Source organism: Bacillus sp. AFS077874 (genome assembly GCF_002566505.1).
Classification (GTDB): Bacteria; Bacillota; Bacilli; order Bacillales; family Bacillaceae_G; genus Gottfriedia.
On sequence record NZ_NUYF01000012.1, the window covers coordinates 388,589 to 408,745 of the forward strand.

Annotated in this window: 19 protein-coding genes and 1 other annotated feature; of the genes, 18 read left to right on the forward strand and 1 reads right to left on the reverse strand. The window is 33.5% G+C overall.

What is annotated here, in order from left to right:
• The first annotated feature begins 180 nt into the window (after positions 1-180).
• The 5 genes from murG (at position 181) to ftsZ (ending at position 6,271) form a co-directional block, all read left to right on the forward strand.
• Positions 181-1,272, forward strand: a complete 1,092-nt coding sequence (gene murG / locus COJ46_RS14560) for an undecaprenyldiphospho-muramoylpentapeptide beta-N-acetylglucosaminyltransferase (RefSeq protein ID WP_097975602.1) — start codon at positions 181-183, stop codon at positions 1,270-1,272.
• Between the two features lie 74 nt (positions 1,273-1,346).
• Positions 1,347-2,255 (forward strand): UDP-N-acetylmuramate dehydrogenase, encoded by a 909-nt coding sequence (gene murB / locus COJ46_RS14565; RefSeq protein WP_098566018.1) that lies wholly within the window; start codon positions 1,347-1,349, stop codon positions 2,253-2,255.
• Positions 2,256-2,838: 583 nt separating this feature from the next.
• A complete protein-coding gene (locus COJ46_RS14570; protein ID WP_097975599.1) occupies positions 2,839-3,594 on the forward strand; it encodes a cell division protein FtsQ/DivIB in 756 nt (251 codons plus the stop codon).
• Between the two features lie 224 nt (positions 3,595-3,818).
• Complete coding sequence (gene ftsA / locus COJ46_RS14575) at positions 3,819-5,099, forward strand: cell division protein FtsA (protein ID WP_097975597.1); 1,281 nt, start codon at positions 3,819-3,821, stop codon at positions 5,097-5,099.
• 35 nt (positions 5,100-5,134) lie between these two features.
• Complete coding sequence (ftsZ, locus tag COJ46_RS14580; protein WP_097975595.1) at positions 5,135-6,271, forward strand: cell division protein FtsZ; 1,137 nt, start codon at positions 5,135-5,137, stop codon at positions 6,269-6,271.
• A 49-nt stretch (positions 6,272-6,320) separates the two neighbouring features.
• Here ftsZ and COJ46_RS14585 read toward each other — a convergent pair whose 3' ends face one another.
• Positions 6,321-6,989 (reverse strand): class I SAM-dependent methyltransferase, encoded by a 669-nt coding sequence (locus tag COJ46_RS14585; protein WP_097975593.1) that lies wholly within the window; start codon positions 6,987-6,989, stop codon positions 6,321-6,323.
• A gap of 200 nt (positions 6,990-7,189) precedes the next feature.
• On the opposite strand from COJ46_RS14585, the gene spoIIGA reads away from it, so the two are divergent.
• The 13 genes from spoIIGA to COJ46_RS14650 all read left to right on the forward strand — a co-directional run bounded on the left by spoIIGA (position 7,190) and on the right by COJ46_RS14650 (position 19,833).
• Positions 7,190-8,095, forward strand: a complete 906-nt coding sequence (gene spoIIGA, locus COJ46_RS14590) for a sigma-E processing peptidase SpoIIGA (protein WP_248269387.1) — start codon at positions 7,190-7,192, stop codon at positions 8,093-8,095.
• A 10-nt stretch (positions 8,096-8,105) separates the two neighbouring features.
• Positions 8,106-8,825, forward strand: coding sequence for an RNA polymerase sporulation sigma factor SigE (gene sigE, locus COJ46_RS14595; RefSeq protein ID WP_069035602.1), 720 nt, complete (start codon positions 8,106-8,108; stop codon positions 8,823-8,825).
• A gap of 270 nt (positions 8,826-9,095) precedes the next feature.
• On the forward strand, positions 9,096-9,875 hold the full coding sequence (gene sigG / locus COJ46_RS14600; RefSeq protein ID WP_056471070.1) for an RNA polymerase sporulation sigma factor SigG: 780 nt from the start codon (positions 9,096-9,098) through the stop codon (positions 9,873-9,875).
• A 722-nt stretch (positions 9,876-10,597) separates the two neighbouring features.
• Positions 10,598-10,879: a YlmC/YmxH family sporulation protein gene (locus COJ46_RS14605; RefSeq protein WP_069035603.1), complete on the forward strand. Its 282-nt coding sequence runs from the start codon at positions 10,598-10,600 to the stop codon at positions 10,877-10,879.
• A 244-nt stretch (positions 10,880-11,123) separates the two neighbouring features.
• A complete protein-coding gene (gene pgeF / locus COJ46_RS14610; RefSeq protein WP_097975590.1) occupies positions 11,124-11,948 on the forward strand; it encodes a peptidoglycan editing factor PgeF in 825 nt (274 codons plus the stop codon).
• A 4-nt stretch (positions 11,949-11,952) separates the two neighbouring features.
• The gene (locus tag COJ46_RS14615; RefSeq protein WP_097975588.1) at positions 11,953-12,627 is read left to right on the forward strand and encodes a YggS family pyridoxal phosphate-dependent enzyme; all 675 of its coding nucleotides are present in this window, start codon (positions 11,953-11,955) and stop codon (positions 12,625-12,627) included.
• Positions 12,628-12,632: 5 nt separating this feature from the next.
• A complete protein-coding gene (locus COJ46_RS14620) occupies positions 12,633-13,136 on the forward strand; it encodes a cell division protein SepF (protein WP_097975587.1) in 504 nt (167 codons plus the stop codon).
• A 4-nt stretch (positions 13,137-13,140) separates the two neighbouring features.
• On the forward strand, positions 13,141-13,401 hold the full coding sequence (locus tag COJ46_RS14625) for a YggT family protein (protein ID WP_097975585.1): 261 nt from the start codon (positions 13,141-13,143) through the stop codon (positions 13,399-13,401).
• A 68-nt stretch (positions 13,402-13,469) separates the two neighbouring features.
• A complete protein-coding gene (locus tag COJ46_RS14630) occupies positions 13,470-14,243 on the forward strand; it encodes a YlmH family RNA-binding protein (RefSeq protein ID WP_097975584.1) in 774 nt (257 codons plus the stop codon).
• A gap of 89 nt (positions 14,244-14,332) precedes the next feature.
• Positions 14,333-14,821 (forward strand): DivIVA domain-containing protein, encoded by a 489-nt coding sequence (locus COJ46_RS14635; protein WP_069035609.1) that lies wholly within the window; start codon positions 14,333-14,335, stop codon positions 14,819-14,821.
• Between the two features lie 497 nt (positions 14,822-15,318).
• Positions 15,319-15,542: a binding site (T-box leader), on the forward strand.
• A 201-nt stretch (positions 15,543-15,743) separates the two neighbouring features.
• Positions 15,744-18,500 carry an isoleucine--tRNA ligase gene (ileS, locus tag COJ46_RS14640; RefSeq protein ID WP_098566019.1) on the forward strand — a complete coding sequence of 919 codons (2,757 nt, stop codon included), beginning with the start codon at positions 15,744-15,746 and terminating at the stop codon, positions 18,498-18,500.
• A gap of 164 nt (positions 18,501-18,664) precedes the next feature.
• The gene (locus tag COJ46_RS14645) at positions 18,665-19,030 is read left to right on the forward strand and encodes a hypothetical protein (protein WP_097975580.1); all 366 of its coding nucleotides are present in this window, start codon (positions 18,665-18,667) and stop codon (positions 19,028-19,030) included.
• A 116-nt stretch (positions 19,031-19,146) separates the two neighbouring features.
• Positions 19,147-19,833 carry a CAP domain-containing protein gene (locus tag COJ46_RS14650; protein ID WP_098566020.1) on the forward strand — a complete coding sequence of 229 codons (687 nt, stop codon included), beginning with the start codon at positions 19,147-19,149 and terminating at the stop codon, positions 19,831-19,833.
• The last annotated feature ends 324 nt before the right edge of the window (positions 19,834-20,157 follow it).

The following is a 20,157-nucleotide window of genomic DNA, read 5'->3' on the forward strand; positions in this document are numbered from 1 at the left end:
CAAAAATGAGTCGGTCCTTTTTATGTAGTAAAGTAATATGTTCTTGCCTAATTACTTTCCAATTAGTAGGTTTTCTTTATTTTTATAGAAAAAACAATTAGAATGATAGTGATAAAATTGGTATAATAACTACTTAAACTGCTTAAAGTTATTTATGTATTGTAATTTAGGAGGATCTTTATGAAAATTTTAGTTAGTGGTGGGGGTACTGGTGGTCATATTTATCCAGCACTTGCGCTAATTAAAGAGTTAAAAAAACAAGATTCCAATGTAGAATGTTTATATGTTGGTACAGAAAATGGATTAGAAAAAGGGATTGTATCTAAAGCAAACATACCTTTTAAATCTATTGTTATTACAGGGTTCAAGAGAAGCGTATCATTAGAGAATTTTAAAACAGTCTATCGATTCTTAAAGGGTGTATCAGATAGTAAGAAAATAATTCGTGAATTTAAGCCGGATGTAGTCGTTGGAACCGGTGGATATGTTTGTGGTCCTGTTGTTTACGCAGCAGCAAAACTAGGGATTCCGACAGTTATACATGAACAAAATAGTATACCTGGACTAACAAATAAGTTCTTAAACCGTTATGTCACAAAAGTTGCAATTTGTTTTGAAGAGGTTGCTGACTATTTTAATAAGGAGAAAGTAGTGTTTACTGGAAACCCGAGGGCTTCTGAAGTACTTGGAGAATCAAATCCAGCAGTATTAGAATCATTAGGATTAAAATCAGGTAAACGCACAGTACTAATTGTTGGTGGTTCGAGGGGAGCAAGACCGATTCATCAAGCCTTTTTAAAAAGTGTCAATCAATTAGGTGAAAAAGATTACCAAATGATTTATGTAACAGGCGAAGTACATTACGATTCTGTCATTGAGGAAATAAATAAAGTAGGTAACCCAGAAAATGTAGTGGTTAAGCCATTTTTACATAATATGCCTGAAATTTTAAGAGAAGTGGATTTAGTCGTATCAAGAGCGGGGGCAACTACATTAGCAGAATTAACTGCATTAGGAAAACCTAGTATTCTAATACCAAGCCCATATGTAACGAATAATCATCAAGAAGTTAATGCTAGATCACTTGAGAAAAATGGTGCGGCAATTGTTATATTGGAAAAAAACTTTAATAGTGAATATTTAGTAACTGAAATTGAAAAAGTATTACTAAATCCTATTAAACTTGAAGAGATGAAAAATGCATCATTAAAAATGGGTGTACCAGATGCTGCAAAAAAACTAGTAAATGTATTAGAGAAAATAAGTAAATGAACTTGCACGAACAAGTTTGAAATAAAATAAAAATGTAATAGAGGATACTATAAGCTAAAGGGGGAAAATAACGAATGTTTGAATCAAAATTAAAGGAAATATTAAATGACTCGAGTCTTCTAATAAATGAGCCTTTAGCAAATCATACGACAATGAAAATTGGAGGACCAGCTGAGTATTTGGTCATTCCTAAAACTGTGAATGAAATTAAAGAGATTATTAACCTTGCAAATGAACATGGCGTAAATGTGACTGTAATTGGTAGAGGATCAAATTTACTTGTATCGGATCAAGGTATTGAAGGTGTCGTAATTAAAATAAGTGATTGCTTAGACCATATTGAAGTAGAGGGTACAAAAGTAGTTGTAGGTGCAGGATATTCAGTTATTCGTTTAGCTACTCAACTAAGTAGAAAAGGATTATCTGGTCTAGAGTTTGCAAGTGGAATTCCTGGTAGTGTTGGTGGCGGTGTATATATGAATGCAGGTGCTCATCAATCAGATTTTTCAAATATTACTTCTAGAGCACATATTCTATTTCCTGATGGAACAATGGAATGGTTATCAAATGAAGAATTAGACTTTTCATATCGAACTTCAGTATTACAACATAAACGTAAAGGATTTGTATTAGAAGCAGAACTTCAGCTTCAAGAAGGATCAAAAGAAGCTTCAACTGCTTTAATGCAAAAAAACAAAGATTATCGAAGAGAAACACAACCTTGGAATTATCCATGTGCTGGAAGTATTTTCCGTAATCCATTACCACAGTATGCTGGTAATTTAATTGAACGTGCTGATTTAAAAGGATATCAAATTGGTGGTGCGAAGGTTTCTGAAATGCATGGCAACTTTATTGTAAATGCTGGAAATGCTACTTCAAAAGATGTACTAGACTTAATAGCATTTATTAAGAAAACTATATTAGAAAAATTTAATGTGCAACTTGAAACAGAGGTAGAAATTGTTGGGAAAAAAATGTAAGTTTCTTCAAAACTAACCATATTATATGCTATAATTTACATAGCATATGATGACCAAGATAGAATGGCATTCATTTGCTATTCTATTTTTTATTATTCTATTATTAAGTCAAGAACACTCGTGATTTAAATTATGAGATGAATCGACTTCGGATGCAATATAGTATTAAAAAAACGTCATATTATTTTACTATACTAGTAACCGACATGAAGTATAAGATAAAATCATATCGGACACTTGAACTAGAACGAATTCAAGTATGGTGCTTGTGACTTGTTTGGTGGCTGTCGTTCGCCAATACCTCTCGAAAGTCGCAAAGAGAACAACCGTAATACCCCTCAGTATAAAATCAAGCAAAGTGCGTTTCACCTAGCGTTAGGGAAACTTAACCGTAGGGACTACGGGGATAGCTTGGTAAATAAAAGAAACCTCTGCTAGTTAAGAAATATGCTAACAAGTATGCTTTGTTCCCAAGAATCTCGTAACTTTAGTCATGAGTAGTTCAATATTCTTAAATTACTTCTTAAGCAAAAGTAAATTAAAAAGGTATTTTTAGTTGAACATTGATAATGGAGGCATATTTATGCAGGAAAATAAGATTATTAGTTTAGAAGACCGTGTACCTGTTTTACGTAATAAAAAACGTAAAAAAGCAAATTTGCGAATACTGGTCACAATTCTTGTGTTTTTTTCTTTGCTTTTATGTGTATTGTATTTCCAAACATCAATTGGTTCAAAAATTCACTTAGTCATTAATGGAAACCAACTGTACTCTGATAAAGAAATTGAAAAATTAGCCGATGTTAGCGTTGATGATAGCTTTTTGACAATTAGGTCAAAAAGGGTAGTAGATCAGCTTGAAAGTCAAAACACAATTCAATCTGCAATCGTACATAAAAGATTTCCTAATAAAGTAGAAATTGATGTAAAAGAATTTCAGCCTGTTGGACAAGGTTTATTCAGCGGGAAAAAGTATCTATTGTTAGAAAGCGGAGTCCTTATTAAAGAGAAAAATTCACTAGGAAATACTACAGCACCTGATTTAATTGGTTGGAAACAAGGAGACGAGTTGCAGGAAATGGCTGCAGAATTGAAAAAAATGCCACAAAGTATATTTCAATCAATTTCTGAAATAGATTATACTCCAAGTAAGGATGATCCTTTGTTAATAACGGTTTTTACGAATGAAGGGTATGAAGTAAGGACAACGATTCGAAAATTCTCAAATAAAATGTCAAATTACCCATTAATTTTAAAGTCAATACCTAAAGATCAAAAAGGGGTTATCCATTTAGAAGTTGGTGCGTATTTTTCTCCTTATAGTACTGAACCTAAATAGTCGATTTAACATTAGTTAACAGTACTTTCAAGTCTTTTTTAACTTTACATGTTAGTGTAGACTAGTAGTTAAATAGAAATAATGAAAAAAATTAAAAAGATTATGAAAAATCAAGCTTAAAAAAGAGGAAAAACCCCGTAAATGTTGAATAGATGTCATATATGATATTTAAGAATGAAGTGATGCTCGATTATAATAGATAGAGAGAAAAAGGAGGTGCCATCATGAACAGCAATGAGATCTATGTGAGTCTTGACGTTGGAACTTCAACAATTAAAGTAATCATAGGAGAACTAGTTAACGACACACTTAACATTATCGGTGTTGGTAATGTTAAATCTTCAGGCTTAAAACGTGGGTCAATAGTTGATATAGATGAAACAGTCAAATCAATCAAAAAAGCAATTGATCAAGCAGAAAGAATGGTTGGCATTCATATTGACAAAGTAATTGTAGGGGTTAGTGCGAATCAAGTGCAATTGATTAGTACTAACGGCGTAGTAGCAGTTTCTAAAGAAAATAAAGAAATTGACAATGAAGATGTTTTAAGAGTAATGGATCAGGCTCAAGTAATTTCTATACCACCGGAAAGAGAAATTATCGATGTTGTTCCACATGAATACATTGTTGATGGCCTTTCTGAGGTAAAAGACCCAAGAGGAATGATTGGTGTACGGTTGGAAATGGAAGGTACATTAATTACTGGTTCAAGAACTCTAGTACATAATATACTTCGTTGTGTTGAAAGAGCGGGGTTAGAAGTAACGGATATATGTCTACAACCTATGGCTGCAAGTACGATAGGACTAAAGCAGGATGAGAAAAACTTAGGTGTAGCACTTGTTGATATCGGTGGAGGCTCAACTACAATTTCTCTTTTTAGAGAAGGTGTATTAATGGCTACTTCAGTCCTACCTGTTGGAGGAGACCATATTACGAAAGACATATCAATTGGTCTGAAAACTTCAACAGAAGATGCAGAAAAAATTAAAGTGAAATTTGGACATGCTTTTTATGATACTGCATTACCTGAAGAAGTATTAAGTGTACCGATAATGGGTAGTGAACAACATCAACAATACAGTCAGCAAGAAATTTCTGATATTATTGAAGCTAGATTAGAAGAAATCTTCATTTTGGTTCAAAATGAGCTTGTAAGAATGAGGGGAAGCAATTTACCAGGTGGATTTGTTCTAACTGGTGGTACAGTAACAATGACTGGTGTAATCGATTTAGCTCAAAGGGTATTTAAAAATAATGTAAGGGTTGCAACACCAGATTATATAGGTGTAAGAGAACCTCAATACATTACTGGTGTAGGTCTAATCAAGTATGCTTTTTATAAATCAAAAATGCGTGGAAAAAAACTTAGCTCTAATATTGCATTCGAATCAAATGAACGAAAACCTGTAGCTGTTTCAAATTCAAATACAAAACCAAAACAGCAGGATGAAGAGCGCGTCATGAGTAAAGTTAAAAGCATTTTTAAATATTTATGGGATTAAATTTGTGATGAATTTGAAAAGTAGGGGGATCAATCATGTTAGATTTTGATACAAATGTAGATGCTTTAGCGAAGATAAAAGTAATTGGTGTAGGTGGCGGAGGAAATAACGCCGTTAACCGAATGATTGAACATGGAGTACAAGGTGTAGATTTTATTGCTGTGAATACTGATGCACAAGCTCTTAATCTATCAAAAGCTGAAGTGAAAATGCAAATCGGTGGCAAACTTACTCGTGGTTTAGGGGCAGGAGCTAATCCTGAGGTAGGTAAAAAAGCAGCAGAAGAAAGTAGAGAACAATTACAAGAAGCTCTTAAAGGAGCAGACATGGTATTCGTAACTGCTGGAATGGGTGGAGGTACAGGAACAGGTGCAGCTCCAGTAATTGCACAAGTAGCAAAAGAATTAGGTGCATTAACTGTAGGTGTAGTTACTCGTCCATTTACATTTGAAGGTAGAAAGCGTTCAACTCAAGCTGCAACTGGTATTGCTGCAATGAAGGAAAGCGTTGATACTTTAATTGTTATTCCTAATGACCGATTATTAGAAATCGTTGATCGTAATACCCCAATGCTAGAAGCATTCCGCGAAGCAGATAATGTACTTCGTCAAGGGGTTCAAGGTATTTCTGACTTAATCGCTGTTCCGGGATTAATTAACCTTGACTTTGCAGATGTTAAGACAATTATGTCTAATAAAGGTTCTGCATTAATGGGTATCGGTGTTGCTGGTGGAGAAAACCGTGCGGCAGAAGCAGCTAAAAAAGCTATTTCTAGTCCATTATTAGAAACTTCAATCAATGGTGCACAAGGTGTACTTATGAATATCACTGGTGGAACGAACTTAAGCTTATATGAAGTGCAAGAAGCAGCAGATATCGTTTCTACTGCATGTGATGCTGAAGTAAATATGATTTTCGGTTCTGTAATCAATGAAAACTTAAAGGATGAAATTATTGTAACGGTTATTGCGACTGGATTTGAAGGTGTTATTACAGCACCGCCTACTCCAAAACCAATGGCGAGACAAACAATTTCAACACCAACTCCGCAACCAACTATTAAACGCGAACCAATTCGCGAAGAAGCTCCGGTTGTAGAAACGACTAAAAATGTAACTAGTCTTGATGACTTAGATATTCCAGCGTTTTTACGTAATCGTAAAAGACGCTAATAAAATGTTAAAAAACCAAGATAAGATGACTCTCTTATCTTGGTTTTTTTCATTCTTTCGAGTAGTGATTTTGTAAATTAGTTAGATCACTAATGACACTCTTGAACTTTTCGTTACAGCCTTTAGGAAATAAAACACCTAAACCATGTGAGTGTGTAAATTCAAAAGATGGGAGTTGTTGTTTTATGCCTTCCCAAAATTTATAAACCCCAAAATCTTGTATTCGTACTTCGGTATCATGGATTAAAACAATACCTTCTTGAGATACTTTTGGAAGCCAAGTAGTGTAATCATGTAGCACAGCTTCAAAAGTATGAAACCCGTCAATATGAAGTATGTCGATCGTATTATCTTCGAAATTCTCAATTGCTTCATCAAAAGACTTACGTAACATTTTAGCTTCTCTTTGGTAATGTTTTTGAACAACTTCATGTACCGTATCAAAAACTTCATTACTATACAATCCACTATGCAGATCACCTTGCCAAGTATCAACTGCAAAACAATCACATGACAGATTTTGATCTTTCACACTTTGACAAAAACAGAAAAAAGAAAAGCCAAAGTGGGTACCTAATTCTACAATTTTTTTTGGTTTTACGAATTGAACTAAATCGTAAGCAAATTTAGCGTGACCTTTCCAGGCAGAGTGTTGTCTTATTGATGGTTTTGTTCCGTCAAACTCAAAAATGGGTGAATGAAATATCCAGCTATCCAAATCCTCACTCCTTATTGGGCAGTTTAATAGAAATAAAGTGAAAGATTTCTATATAATATTGACCTGTCCAATTCATATTTCGAAAATGTATTGTCGAAAAACTCTTCAATAAAGCTTCCTTTTTTTGACAGACTTCTTACCGTGCTCATCCTATACTTACATATAAATGAATATTCTATAGAGGATGGCGAACAAAATTGGTGATATATGGCGATCTTGTTTGGTTATTAAACTTGTTAATGGACTTCTTGATTATTCAGTTGACAGGCTTAATTCTAAAAAGAAATGTATCTATTTTGCGGTCATTGTTAGGGGCATTATTAGGTTCAATCGTTGTTCTAATGACGTTTACTCCTTATGCATATGTTTTTGGCTCACCTTTTATGAAAATATTATTATCGTTTTTTATCGTATTTTTTGCATTTGGAAGGCAACGGATTATCACTTTTTTACAGCTATTAAGTATCTTCTATTTTTCAACATTCATTTTAGGTGGCGCATTATTAGGCTTACATTATTTATTTGCTACTAATGAATCAAATTTAACCAAATCATCCTTTTATGGTGATCCTGTAAGCTGGTATTTTGTAATTGGAATGCTACCAATCGTCATATTTTACGCTAGAAAATCGATCAATCAGATCTCGTTTACCAAATGGAAATTGAATGAAATGTATGAAATGGAAATTGTGTGGCGGAACACTTCGATTAAAATTAGAGGGTTAATGGATAGTGGTAACTCTCTACATGAACCGCTTTCTAGGAAACCAGTTATTATTTTAGATTGTTCCACTAGTGATTATGGATTACCTATCGAACTAGTTAAGTTAGTTAGAGACTCTGAAAATACATTACATAATACAGAAGCACTCGATGTCTTAAGTTTTTTTCAAGGAACCTATATACCTTATAAAAGTATTGGTCAAAGTAATCAATTCCTCGTCGCAATAAAACCTACTGTTGTTAAATTGAAAATTAATGGGAAATGGTATTCATCGAGTTCGGTTTTGGTTGGACTGAGTCATGTTACTTTGTCTTCAGACAATTTATATGAATGTATCCTTCATCCAAAAATGATGCAGGGAACAATTAATGAAATTGCATAGGAGGTAGAAAATGAATCGATTGTTCTTAAAACTAAAGTTAGGTTTGTATAAGCTATTAGTAAAGCTTGGTTTGAAAGCCGACGAAGTATATTACATTGGGGGAAGTGAAGCATTACCACCTCCTTTGACAAGGGAAGAAGAAGAAAAGCTTTTACAGAAACTACCGAATGGAGATTTAGGTGCTAGATCACTATTAATTGAGAGAAATCTACGATTAGTAGTATATATTGCTAGAAAGTTTGAAAATACGGGCATTAATATTGAAGATCTGATTAGCATTGGTACAATCGGATTGATTAAAGCCGTTAATACCTTTAATCCTGAAAAGAAAATTAAATTGGCTACTTATGCTTCAAGATGTATCGAAAATGAAATTCTGATGCATTTACGTAGAAATAATAAAAACCGTTCTGAAGTCTCATTCGATGAACCATTAAATATTGATTGGGATGGAAATGAATTATTACTTTCTGATGTATTAGGTACAGAAGACGATATCATAACGAAGGACTTAGAAGCCAATGTCGATAAATCATTATTAACAAAGGCATTAGATCAACTGAATGATCGTGAAAAACAAATAATGGAACTACGATTTGGACTAGATGGAACTGAAGAAAAAACCCAAAAAGATGTAGCTGATATGCTTGGAATATCGCAATCATATATATCCCGATTAGAAAAACGTATTATTAAAAGGCTTCGAAAAGAGTTTAATAAAATGGTTTAAAATATAAGAACCGATTAGATTTGATTTTTTCAAATACTAATCGGTTTTTTCTATGTAAGGAGGATATCTAAATAATTTTAAAAAATATTTTCATTAGTCATACCTGCTAAATTTCATTAATTCCGCTTAGAAAATCCTAGTTTTTTCTCTATTTGCTATGCTATTTTAGTCCTGAATTTATTATATTTGTATATTTTATTTTGTGCATAAATTTTCCACCGAAGGAGATACTTACCTATAGTACAGCAACTCCAAGTAGGAGGGAACATCATGACACGAAACAAAGTAGAAATATGCGGTGTAGATACATCAAAGCTTCCAGTTTTAAAGAATGATGAGATGCGTAAGTTATTTCATGCAATGCAAAGCGGTGATCGAAGCGCAAGAGAAACAATTGTTAACGGCAATTTGCGACTTGTCCTAAGTGTTATTCAGCGTTTCAATAATCGCGGAGAATTTGTGGATGACTTATTTCAAGTAGGCTGCATAGGCCTTATGAAGTCTATTGATAATTTTGATTTAAGCCAAAATGTAAAATTTTCGACGTATGCTGTACCTATGATTATTGGTGAAATAAGAAGATATTTAAGGGATAATAACCCAATAAGAGTGTCTAGATCATTAAGAGACATCGCTTATAAAGCATTACAAGTAAGAGAGCGATTATTAGCAGAGAATTCAAAAGAACCAACTCCTGTTCAAATCGCAGAAGTACTAGGCGTAACACACGAAGAAATCGTCTTTGCATTAGATGCAATTCAAGACCCAGTTTCGTTATTTGAACCGATATATAACGATGGCGGAGATCCAATCTTTGTAATGGATCAGCTAAGTGATGATAAAAATAAGGACGAGCAATGGGTTGAAGAACTAGCACTACGTGAAGGAATGAAACGACTAAACGATCGAGAAAAAATGATCATAAGCAAAAGATTCTTCCAAGGAAAAACACAAATGGAAGTTGCCGAAGAAATCGGAATTTCCCAAGCACAAGTATCCAGACTAGAAAAATCAGCAATAAAACAAATGAACAAAAATATACAGGGTTAAAGAAAAGCGTAGGCGACTGGTTAGCTCCGACAAGCATAAGACGATTTCCGCTAAAGGTTGCTTTTTAACCTTTAGCGGAAATTGGCTTATGACCTCGAGGAGCTAGGAGCCGGAGCTAGACATCATACTATTTCTTTCCCTGAATAAAAAGTAATCACTCAAAAGAAAAGTAACTTTTAACCTTTAGCGGAAATTGGCTTATGACCTCGAGGAGCTAGGAGCCGGAGCTAGACATCACGAGAAATGCGGAGGCGACTGTTCAGCCCCGACAAGCATAAAGCGAAGACCGATGAAAGTTGCTTTTTACTTTCATCGGGCTTTGACTTATGACCTCGAGGGGCTAGGAGCCGGAGCTAGACATCATACTTTTCTTTCCCTGAATAAAAAGTAATCACTCAAAAGAAAAGTAACTTTTAACTTTTAGCGGAAATTGGCTTATGACCTCGAGGAGATAGATAGCGTAAATGAAGCCTGACTTCAATCAAGCTTCAATTCCTGTATAATGAAATGCTTATTATAATGAATGAAATAAAAAAACAATTATATAAACTAAATAATCCAATAACTATTAAATAGTTAAACTGGAAGAATGAAAATACGATATTAATGTGTTAGACAATGGATGAGCTTCGAACAACCTTGTCTAACACATTTTTATTTGAAATTTATCATGATATTTGGCCCTTACTTCATATATTTTATAAAAAGGATGGTGAAGTTAAATGGCCAGAATTTCAGATTTTCAAGTTAAAGATGTTGTAAATGTTGCCGATGGAAAAAAATTAGGCAATATTGTTGATTTAGATATTGATCAATCAAATGGAAAAATCACTTCGATTATTTTAACAAAGCCAGGGAAGGGTTTAAATTTTTTTAGTAAAGAAGAGGAAATGACAATTTATTGGAATGATATTGTGAAAATAGGTGAAGATGTTATTTTGGTAAAATATCGTTCATCTGTGGATTTGGATGAAAACCAAGCAAGTCCAGTTAAATACACATAAAAAAACTCGTTGACTAACGAGTTTCAAGGCGATGAGTGGGGCGTAATTGTACTTTTACTTTATTCTTAAAATTGGCTACCACGTCGAATACGATTCCTTGCAGCTATTTTTATTTTCGAAAGTGAAAAAAATAAGTGTGTTTTGTCAAAAATAATCAAAAATGTGAAATCTATGGTAAAATATAGGAAACCATCAACTGGTTTACATATATTTACTAAATTAGTTTCTGTGAGGTCTTATAAATATGAAAGAGAGCTTCATTCAATCGACTGAAAGTACTTTTATGATTCAACCTTGGGAAGACTCATACAAACATTTAGTTGCAGGATTTACAACAAAAAATGATGGAGTTAGCCAAGGTTGTTTCACTTCTTTTAATCTTGGATTACATGTAAATGACTCGAAGGATATTGTGGTAGAAAATAGAGAACTCCTTGCGAGTAAATTAGAGTTTTCAAAATCGAAATGGGTTTGTTCTGAACAAGTTCATGGGAATAATGTCATGAAAGTAACTAAAAAAGATTGTGGCAAAGGTGTTACTGATTATGAAACTAGCATCCAGACAACAGATGGTTTTTATACGAATGAGGAAAATATTTTATTAACTTCTTGTTATGCAGATTGTGTTCCATTGTATTTCCTTGAACCAACAAGTAAATTTATTGGTTTAGCTCATGCAGGTTGGAAAGGTACTGTTCAAAACATTGGTGGACGTTTAATCGAAAAATTAATTAAAGAAGAAAACTTACAACTTAAAAATATCCAAGTTGCAATCGGGCCATCAATTGGTGATTGTTGTTATGAAGTGGATGATTTTGTGATGAATAAGCTAAACGATGCTTTTGAACATAAGATTCCTAATAATATTTTAACCACTTTACAAAACGGGAAATTCAAATTGAATTTAAAAGAAGCAAACAAACAATTACTCATTAGATCGGGCATTAGTGAAGAAAATATCATAATGACAAATTATTGTACAAGTTGTAACCCGAGCATATTTTTTTCTCACCGTAGAGATGGTGGAAAAACAGGAAGAATGATGAGTTATATTGGTTGGAGGAAATAGCATCATGACAGTCAAACAAAATTATGAACGTATTAGTGAACAAATTAATGCAGCTAAAGTAAGAGCAAAACGAAATGATGAAGTCACTCTAATAGCTGTTACTAAACAAGTATCTACTGAAGTGGCTAAAGAAGTTTTAGCTGAAGGTATACTTCAATTAGGCGAAAACCGTTTTGAAGGTCTAAAGGAAAAACAAGAACACATTAAAAGTGATGTTGTTTGGCATTTTATTGGTTCACTTCAAACTAGAAAAGTAAAAGACGTCATACATAGAATAGACTACCTACATTCTTTAGATCGACTATCCTTAGCAGAAGAGATCCAAAAAAGAGCAGCAGAACCATTAAAATGTTTCATACAGGTCAATGTATCTGGAGAAGACTCAAAGCATGGCATACATCCAAATGATGTAATTGAATTTGCTAGACAGCTTTCAGAATTTGATAAGGTACAAGTTGTTGGGTTAATGACAATGGCACCATTTACAGAGGATGTAACAATCATTCGAAATAGTTTCAAAGGATTAAAGGAATTACAAGAAAAAGTAAAAAATCTACAGATTGCAAATATTTCATGTTCTGAATTATCAATGGGTATGTCTAATGATTTTGAGATAGCAATAGAAGAAGGTGCTACATTCATAAGAATAGGTACTGATTTAGTAGGAAAGGGAAGGTAGAGAAAATGAGTATTATTGGAAAAGTAAGAAACTTTTTTGCAATGGAAGATGAGTATGAAGATGATTATGAATACGAAGAGCAACAACAGCAACAACAGCATCAACAAAAACAATATCAACAACAGCATCAACAACAACAATTTTCTAAACATGTAAATGAAGAAATTAACCATGAGCGAAATGCATCAAAGCAAAAATTAGTAAGTATACCAGGAGGAGCTTCTTTGTCGTCAAAAGTTGTATTAGCGCAGCCGCGTGAATATGCAGAAGCACAGGATGTAGCAGACCATTTAAAATCAAAAAAAGCAGTTGTGATCAATTTACAGCAAATGCAAATCGATCAAGCTAAACGCTTTGTTGATTTCTTAAGTGGTACAGTTTATGCAATAAGTGGAGATATAAAAAAAATAGGTACAAATACGTTTATTTGTACACCTGATAATATTGATATTTCTGGAACGATTACAGATATGTTATTTGAGGAAGACAATTCCATTAAAAGGTGGTAATTAAATGGATTTACTTTTTTATATTTTATACAAATTAATTTCATACTATAGAATAGTCATCGTAATTCATATCATTTTATCTTGGTTCCCTCAAATAAGACAATCAGGCTTCGGTCGCTTAATTGGTAGGTTATCAGAACCATATTTAGAGCCGTTCCGTCGAATTGTTCCGTCAATTGGTATGTTTGATTTTTCACCGATTGTTGCATTATTTGCTTTAGAATTTGCTGGAATTGGTATTTTAAATATTTCTCGTTTCTTTTAAAGAGAGAATCTAACAGGTTCTCTTTTTTAATTAATATTGATAGTTTGATGAAAAAGAGGATTACATCAATGAGTATTTATGATCATTATCGAAAAGAAGAGCATGTTTTCGTAGACAAGGTTCTCAGCTGGAAAGAAGAAGCAATTGAACGCTATTCTATTAAGTTGACAGATTTTCTTGATTTAAGAGAACAAATGATTATGCAATCAATTATCGGTAATCAAGGGGAGTGTTTTGTCGCTTTTTTTGGTGGTCGTGAGGATTGTGAACGAAAACGTGCGATTATTTATCCGAGTTTTTATACACCTGTTGAAGAGGATTATTCTTTAGTTGCATTTGACTTAGTTTATGCAACAAAATTTCACACTTTATCTCATCGACAAGTATTGGGAACATTAATGTCTTTAGGAATCACAAGAGGAAAATTTGGTGATATTCTAATTAAAAATGATATGATCCAAGTAATTGTTGCTGATGAAATAGCAAGTTTTGTAGAAAGTAACTTAAATTCTGTAGGAAAATCGCCAATTAAATTAAAGAGAATTACATTTAAAGAATTGATTGAATCAGACGATGTTTGGCAAACTAATAATGGGACTGTATCATCACTAAGATTAGATGTCTTATTGAGTGAATTCTATAATATATCGAGACAAAAAGCACAAAGCTTAATTAAAGCCGAACACGTTAAGGTAAATCAGCGAGTTATTGATTCTACTTCGTTTTTATGTGAAGAAGGAGATTTATTCTCTGTCAAAGGTTTTGGTAGAGGAATGTTGATGTCAATTGATGGCTTATCAAAAAAAGAAAAATGGCGGATAAACTACGGCGTTAAAAAATAGTCAGAAATTGTAGAAGGAAAAACGTAGAAACTGTCGAAAGTTTATTATAACCTATTAATAAAGAACATACATACATGGAGGTGGCTTAATTGCCTTTAACACCACTTGATATTCATAATAAAGAATTTGGTAAAAGTTTTCGTGGCTATGACGAAGATGATGTTAACGAGTTTTTAGATCAAGTCATTAAAGATTATGAATTAGTTATTCGTGAGAAGAAACAATTAGAAGAACAAATTCTTGATATGAAAGAAAGATTAAAGCATTTTTCTACTATAGAAGAAACTTTAAATAAGTCAATTTTAATTGCGCAAGAAGCTGCTGAAGATGTAAAAGGTAGTGCCCAAAAAGAAGCTAAATTGATCATTAAAGAAGCGGAGAAAAATGCTGATCGAATTATTAATGAAGCTTTAATTAAATCTAGAAAAGTTACAATGGAATTCGAAGAGCTTAAGAAGCAATCAAAAGTTTTCCGAACTCGTTTAAGAATGGCAATTGAAACTCAATTAGAAATGTTAGGTCATGAAGATTGGGATCATATTTTAGATGATAAAGAAACAGAAGAAATCGCAAACTAGTCGTATAAGCCTTGACGATTTGTAAAGTTTTACATATAATTTATCATTATCCGACAGAAGACACCTTCCTAAGGTTACGTGAAGGTGTAATAACACCAGTAATAGGTGGGAGATGAATGACGATTGGCGTTAGCCAAAATGCTTTCTTTTTTTGCTACTATTCTGTACAATAGATAATGTAAATACCGTAGAAAAAGAATGAATTCAAGTGTAGTGCTTGTTGCGTAAATAGAACTCGTCTGGTGGTTGTCATTCGCCTATACCATTCAAGAGTCGCAAATAGAACAACTGTAATACCCCTCAGTAAAAATCAGGCTGAGTACGTTTCACCTAGCGTTAGGTGAAACCAAACCGTAGGAACTACGGGGTTAGCTTGGTAAATAAAAGTAACCTCTGCTGGTAAAGAATCACTAGTAAGTATGCTTTGTTCCCAAGAATCTCCTACTTCAATCAACCTGTAAGGGTGTTAAGTGGTGAGTAGTTCAATAGATATTAATAGTAAATCGGTGACAGGGAAGAGTACTTCTATAAAACTAGGTAGCGAGTCAAGGATAGTGTAAGCTTGATATAGAAAATAGAAGGAAAATCACCCTAGAGTGCTTTTCTGAAAATGAGTAAGAAAAGACGTTTCATTCACGTTATGAATGCTAAGTGGACAATGAATTAATGAAATTTATTGTCAATTAGGGTGGTACCACGGGAAACCTTTCTCGTCCCTTTTTGGGGATGAGGAAGGTTTTTTGCGTCTTATACGGTTTATTTATTATACATAATAGACAACTCCACTAATAAAAGGCTTGTAAGATGGATACAATGCGTTAATGTGGAATTTAAAAAATGTAAAGTAAGCTAGCATAGAGTAGTTGACTTGCCTAAAACGGCTAGCTTTAGATCAATTAAGTTTAATAATGGAGGAAAGCAAATGGAGTACAAAGATACGTTACTTATGCCAAAAACTGAATTTCCAATGAGAGGAAATTTACCTCAACGTGAGCCACAAATTCAAGAAGAGTGGAACAAAAAAGATATTTATGCAACTGTTCAAAAACATAACGAAGGAAAACCGTCATTTATCTTACATGATGGACCACCTTATGCAAATGGTGACCTTCATATGGGACATGCACTTAATAAAGTATTAAAGGATTTCATTGTACGTTTTTATAATATGAATGGATACCGTTCTCCTTACGTTCCAGGTTGGGATACTCACGGTTTACCGATTGAACAAGCATTAGCAAATAAAAAAGTAAATCGTAAAGAAATGTCAGTAGCAGAATTCCGTAAACTATGTGAAGAATATGCTTACGAGCAAGTAGATCGTCAAAAAGAACAATTTAAACGTTTAGGAATTTTAGGTGATTGGGACCGACCATATATCACACTTGAAAAAGAATATGAAGCTGAACAAATTAAAGTATTCGGTAAAATGGCAACTAAAGGTTTAATCTATAAAGGTCTTAAACCAGTATATTGGTCTCCATCAAGTGAATCTGCACTTGCAGAAGCGGAAATCGAATACCAAGATAAGCGTTCAGCATCAATCTATGTTGCCTTTGCAGTTGAAAATGGAAAAGACGTTTTAAACGGTGGAGAGAAATTCATTATTTGGACGACAACTCCATGGACAATCCCAGCTAACTTAGCTGTATGTCTACATCCTGACTTAAGCTATGATGTAGTATCTGTAAATGGTGACAAGTTCGTAGTTGCTAGTGAGTTAAGAGAATCTGTAGCAAAAGAACTAGGTTGGGAAGATGCAGTAGTTGAAAAGACTTTTAATGGTTCTGAACTTGAAGGAATTATTTGTAAGCATCCATTGTATGATCGCCAGTCAGTCGTTATTTTAGGTGATCATGTAACAACTGACGCTGGAACAGGTTGTGTTCATACTGCACCAGGTCATGGTGAAGACGACTTCCGTGTAGGTCAACAATATGGATTAGAAGTGCTTTGTCCAGTAGATGAAAAAGGTGTTTTAACAAAAGAAGCTCCTGGATTTGAAGGTTTATTCTATGATGAAGCTAATAAAGAAATTACAAAAGCATTAGAAGAAAAAGGTGCTTTATTAAAATTACAATTTATCACACACTCTTATCCACATGACTGGAGAACGAAAAAGCCAATTATCTTCCGTGCAACAGCACAATGGTTTGCATCAATTGAAGCAATTCGTGAACAATTAATGCAAGCTGTTCAAGATACTACGTGGTTCCCAGCTTGGGGAGAAACTCGTCTATTCAACATGGTTCGTGATCGTGGAGATTGGTGTATTTCACGTCAACGTGTATGGGGAGTTCCAATCCCAGTATTTTATGCTGAAGACGGAGAGGCAATTATTACTGAAGAAACGATTGAACATGTTTCGAACTTATTTAAAGAGCATGGTTCAAATATTTGGTTTGAAAAAGAGGCGAAAGAATTATTACCAGAAGGATTTACACATCCTGGTTCACCAAATGGTAACTTCACTAAAGAGAAAGATATCATGGATGTTTGGTTTGATAGTGGTTCATCACATCAAGCTGTATTAAACACTCGTGAGGAATTATCTTTCCCTGCTGATATTTACTTAGAAGGTTCTGACCAATACCGTGGTTGGTTTAACTCTTCATTAAGTACAAGCGTTGCTGTAACAGGTCAAGCACCTTATAAAGCTGTAGTAAGCCATGGCTTCGTTTTAGATGGTGAAGGTCGCAAGATGAGTAAATCAATCGGAAACATCGTTCTACCATCAAAAATTATGAATCAATACGGTTCAGATATTTTACGTCTATGGGTAGCTTCTGTAGATTATCAATCAGATGTACGTATTTCTGACGCATTAATGAAACAAGTTGCTGAAGTATACCGTAAAATCCGTAATACGTTCCGTTTCTTACTAGGAAACTTAGATGGATTTAATGCAGAACAAGATGCTTTAAAATATGAAGAGCTACGCGAATTAGATCAATACATGCTAGTTAAATTGAACAACGTGGTTAAAACTGTTCGTGAATCATACGAAAAATATGAATTTGCTAATGTTTACCACACAATTCAAAACTTCTGTACAACAGAATTAAGTTCTTTCTATTTTGATTTATCAAAAGATGTATTATATATCGAGCCAAAAACGAATAAAGATCGTTTAGCAATTCAAACAGTATTACATGAGTCATTACAAGCACTAACTCGTTTAGTAGCTCCAATTTTACCTCATACAGCTGAAGAAGTTTGGTCACATATGGCAGGAACTACTGTTGATAGCATTTTCTTAACTGAAATGCCAGATGTTAAAGATTTCGGCGATACTCAAAGCTTAGAAGCTAAGTGGGAAAAATTCATGGATTTACGTGATGACGTATTAAAAGCACTTGAAGTTGCACGTAATGAAAAAGTAATCGGTAAATCTTTAACTGCAGCAGTTAAAATCTATCCTAATGCAGAAGTAGCTGAGCTATTAAATTCTATAAATGAAGACTTTAAACAATTATTAATTGTTTCTCATGTAGAAATTGCAAATAGCGATGAGCAAGCTCCTGAAACAGCGCAAAAATTTGATACATTAAGTATTGAAGTAACTCCTGCGACAGGTGAAACTTGTGAACGATGCTGGGTAGTTACTGAAGAAGTTGGAAAAGATGAAGAGCACCCTACACTTTGCTTACGTTGTGCAAGTGTTGTAAAAGGTATGTAATCATTAAGTGTTTAAGCGCACTTAAGAAAAGAGTCGAAAGATTAACCTTTCGACTCTTTTAAATTTAGAATTGGATTAAGATTTTTCAAAAATTGTAAAAAAGTATGTATTGGTGTATGTTATGTTTACAGTACTAAAAATAAGATATAAGAGGTTAATACATAATGAATTATGAAAATAATCCAAATTGGGATAAATTAACTGACTTAATGAAGAAGAGAGTAGATTTAAGGGAAAAAGGATACAGTTACCAAGAAATAGCTGACCTAGAGCAGAAAAGTCGTTCAAGTATACAACAAAGTATCAAGCGCTCATATTACCTTTTAGGAATAAAAGAACCAGATATTAAAGGAATTCTAAAAAAAGAAATTGACCAGTCTGTTCATATAGAAGGAATTAGGAATGAAATGCTTGAGGAAATGAGAAAACAAGGAATTAGGGAATTTGTGAAAGAGTTTATTAAAAGAGATGATGTAAGAGAAATTCTTAAAGAAGAATATAGAAAAGAATTCGAAGATGAAAAAGGATGATTCGTTAGTAAAATCTTCCTTTTTTTATTTTCGAGTTGTATGTATGTATGTGTCGGTGTAAAATTATTCTTGTAAGCGATAACAAAAACTAAAAACAAACATTGGGGGAATACAATTTGAATAAAAACATCAAAAAAGTTACTCAAACAGTTTTAGGGGTTGCAATCGCGATGCCAATGTTTATAGGATTAGGCACAACATATGCTGGAGCGACTTCAGGTGCAGTAACTGCTACTAAATTGTCAGTAAAAGAAAGGCCATGGAGTAGTTCTAAAACAGTTGGATACCTTGCTAAAAACCAAAAAATTAACTACTCAGGTTACAATAGTACGTTTGTAAAGATCAGCTATAAAGGTAATACAAGATATATTCTTAAAAAATACGTAAAATATGTTCCACCAACTAAACCAACAACAAAACCATCAAATCCAACAACAAAACCATCAAATCCGACTACACCAGCTAGCTCAAATTCCTCGATTCAACAACAAATTTTAGACATAGTAAATATCGAGCGTGGAAAAGGCGGATTAAAGCCATTAACACTATCTAGCTATTTAAATGGAACAGCTCAAGCATGGTCACAAACAATGAGTAATGCTAACAATATGTATCATTCAACATTAAGCTTTAATGGTGGTTATAAAGGTGAAAACATCGCACACGGACAAACAACTGCAAATGAAGTAATGACTGATTGGATGAATTCAACAGGTCACAGAGCGAACATCATGAGCCCTAACTTTAAACAAATTGGAGTAGGTAAGGTAGGAACTTATTGGACGCAACAATTTACAGACTGATGAAAACGACTGAAAATGGTTGACAGTTAATTTAAAAATACAAATTAAAAGTACCATATAGATTAGACACTTTAAAAAGTCTATTCTATAAGGTACTTTTGTTTATAATTAGTAAAAACGGAATAGAGAACTTTTAAATAAGATTTAAACATGTACTTATAAAGACCTTAAACTACGTTCGGTAAGTTTCAAACGAAATAGTATGAGTGAAAAATGGAAACATGTTAAAAGGCTCCTTTTTAATCGATCGTTTCAGAAGGAAAGATTAATGCGACCATATCCTAGAAACGAAGTAAAGGAACGACGAATTACACAAACCTTTGT

What these genes read in the sequence shown, in the direction of transcription:
- COJ46_RS14570 (WP_097975599.1), top strand. Translation starts at nt 2,839, where the DNA reads ATGCAGGAAAATAAGATTATTAGTTTAGAAGACCGTGTACCTGTTTTA.
- COJ46_RS14615 (WP_097975588.1), top strand. Translation starts at nt 11,953, where the DNA reads ATGACAGTCAAACAAAATTATGAACGTATTAGTGAACAAATTAATGCA.
- murG (WP_097975602.1), top strand. Translation starts at nt 181, where the DNA reads ATGAAAATTTTAGTTAGTGGTGGGGGTACTGGTGGTCATATTTATCCA.
- ftsZ (WP_097975595.1), top strand. Translation starts at nt 5,135, where the DNA reads ATGTTAGATTTTGATACAAATGTAGATGCTTTAGCGAAGATAAAAGTA.
- murB (WP_098566018.1), top strand. Translation starts at nt 1,347, where the DNA reads ATGTTTGAATCAAAATTAAAGGAAATATTAAATGACTCGAGTCTTCTA.
- ftsA (WP_097975597.1), top strand. Translation starts at nt 3,819, where the DNA reads ATGAACAGCAATGAGATCTATGTGAGTCTTGACGTTGGAACTTCAACA.
- COJ46_RS14645 (WP_097975580.1), top strand. Translation starts at nt 18,665, where the DNA reads ATGAATTATGAAAATAATCCAAATTGGGATAAATTAACTGACTTAATG.
- COJ46_RS14605 (WP_069035603.1), top strand. Translation starts at nt 10,598, where the DNA reads ATGGCCAGAATTTCAGATTTTCAAGTTAAAGATGTTGTAAATGTTGCC.
- COJ46_RS14630 (WP_097975584.1), top strand. Translation starts at nt 13,470, where the DNA reads ATGAGTATTTATGATCATTATCGAAAAGAAGAGCATGTTTTCGTAGAC.
- COJ46_RS14625 (WP_097975585.1), top strand. Translation starts at nt 13,141, where the DNA reads ATGGATTTACTTTTTTATATTTTATACAAATTAATTTCATACTATAGA.
- pgeF (WP_097975590.1), top strand. Translation starts at nt 11,124, where the DNA reads ATGAAAGAGAGCTTCATTCAATCGACTGAAAGTACTTTTATGATTCAA.
- ileS (WP_098566019.1), top strand. Translation starts at nt 15,744, where the DNA reads ATGGAGTACAAAGATACGTTACTTATGCCAAAAACTGAATTTCCAATG.
- sigG (WP_056471070.1), top strand. Translation starts at nt 9,096, where the DNA reads ATGACACGAAACAAAGTAGAAATATGCGGTGTAGATACATCAAAGCTT.
- sigE (WP_069035602.1), top strand. Translation starts at nt 8,106, where the DNA reads ATGAATCGATTGTTCTTAAAACTAAAGTTAGGTTTGTATAAGCTATTA.
- COJ46_RS14620 (WP_097975587.1), top strand. Translation starts at nt 12,633, where the DNA reads ATGAGTATTATTGGAAAAGTAAGAAACTTTTTTGCAATGGAAGATGAG.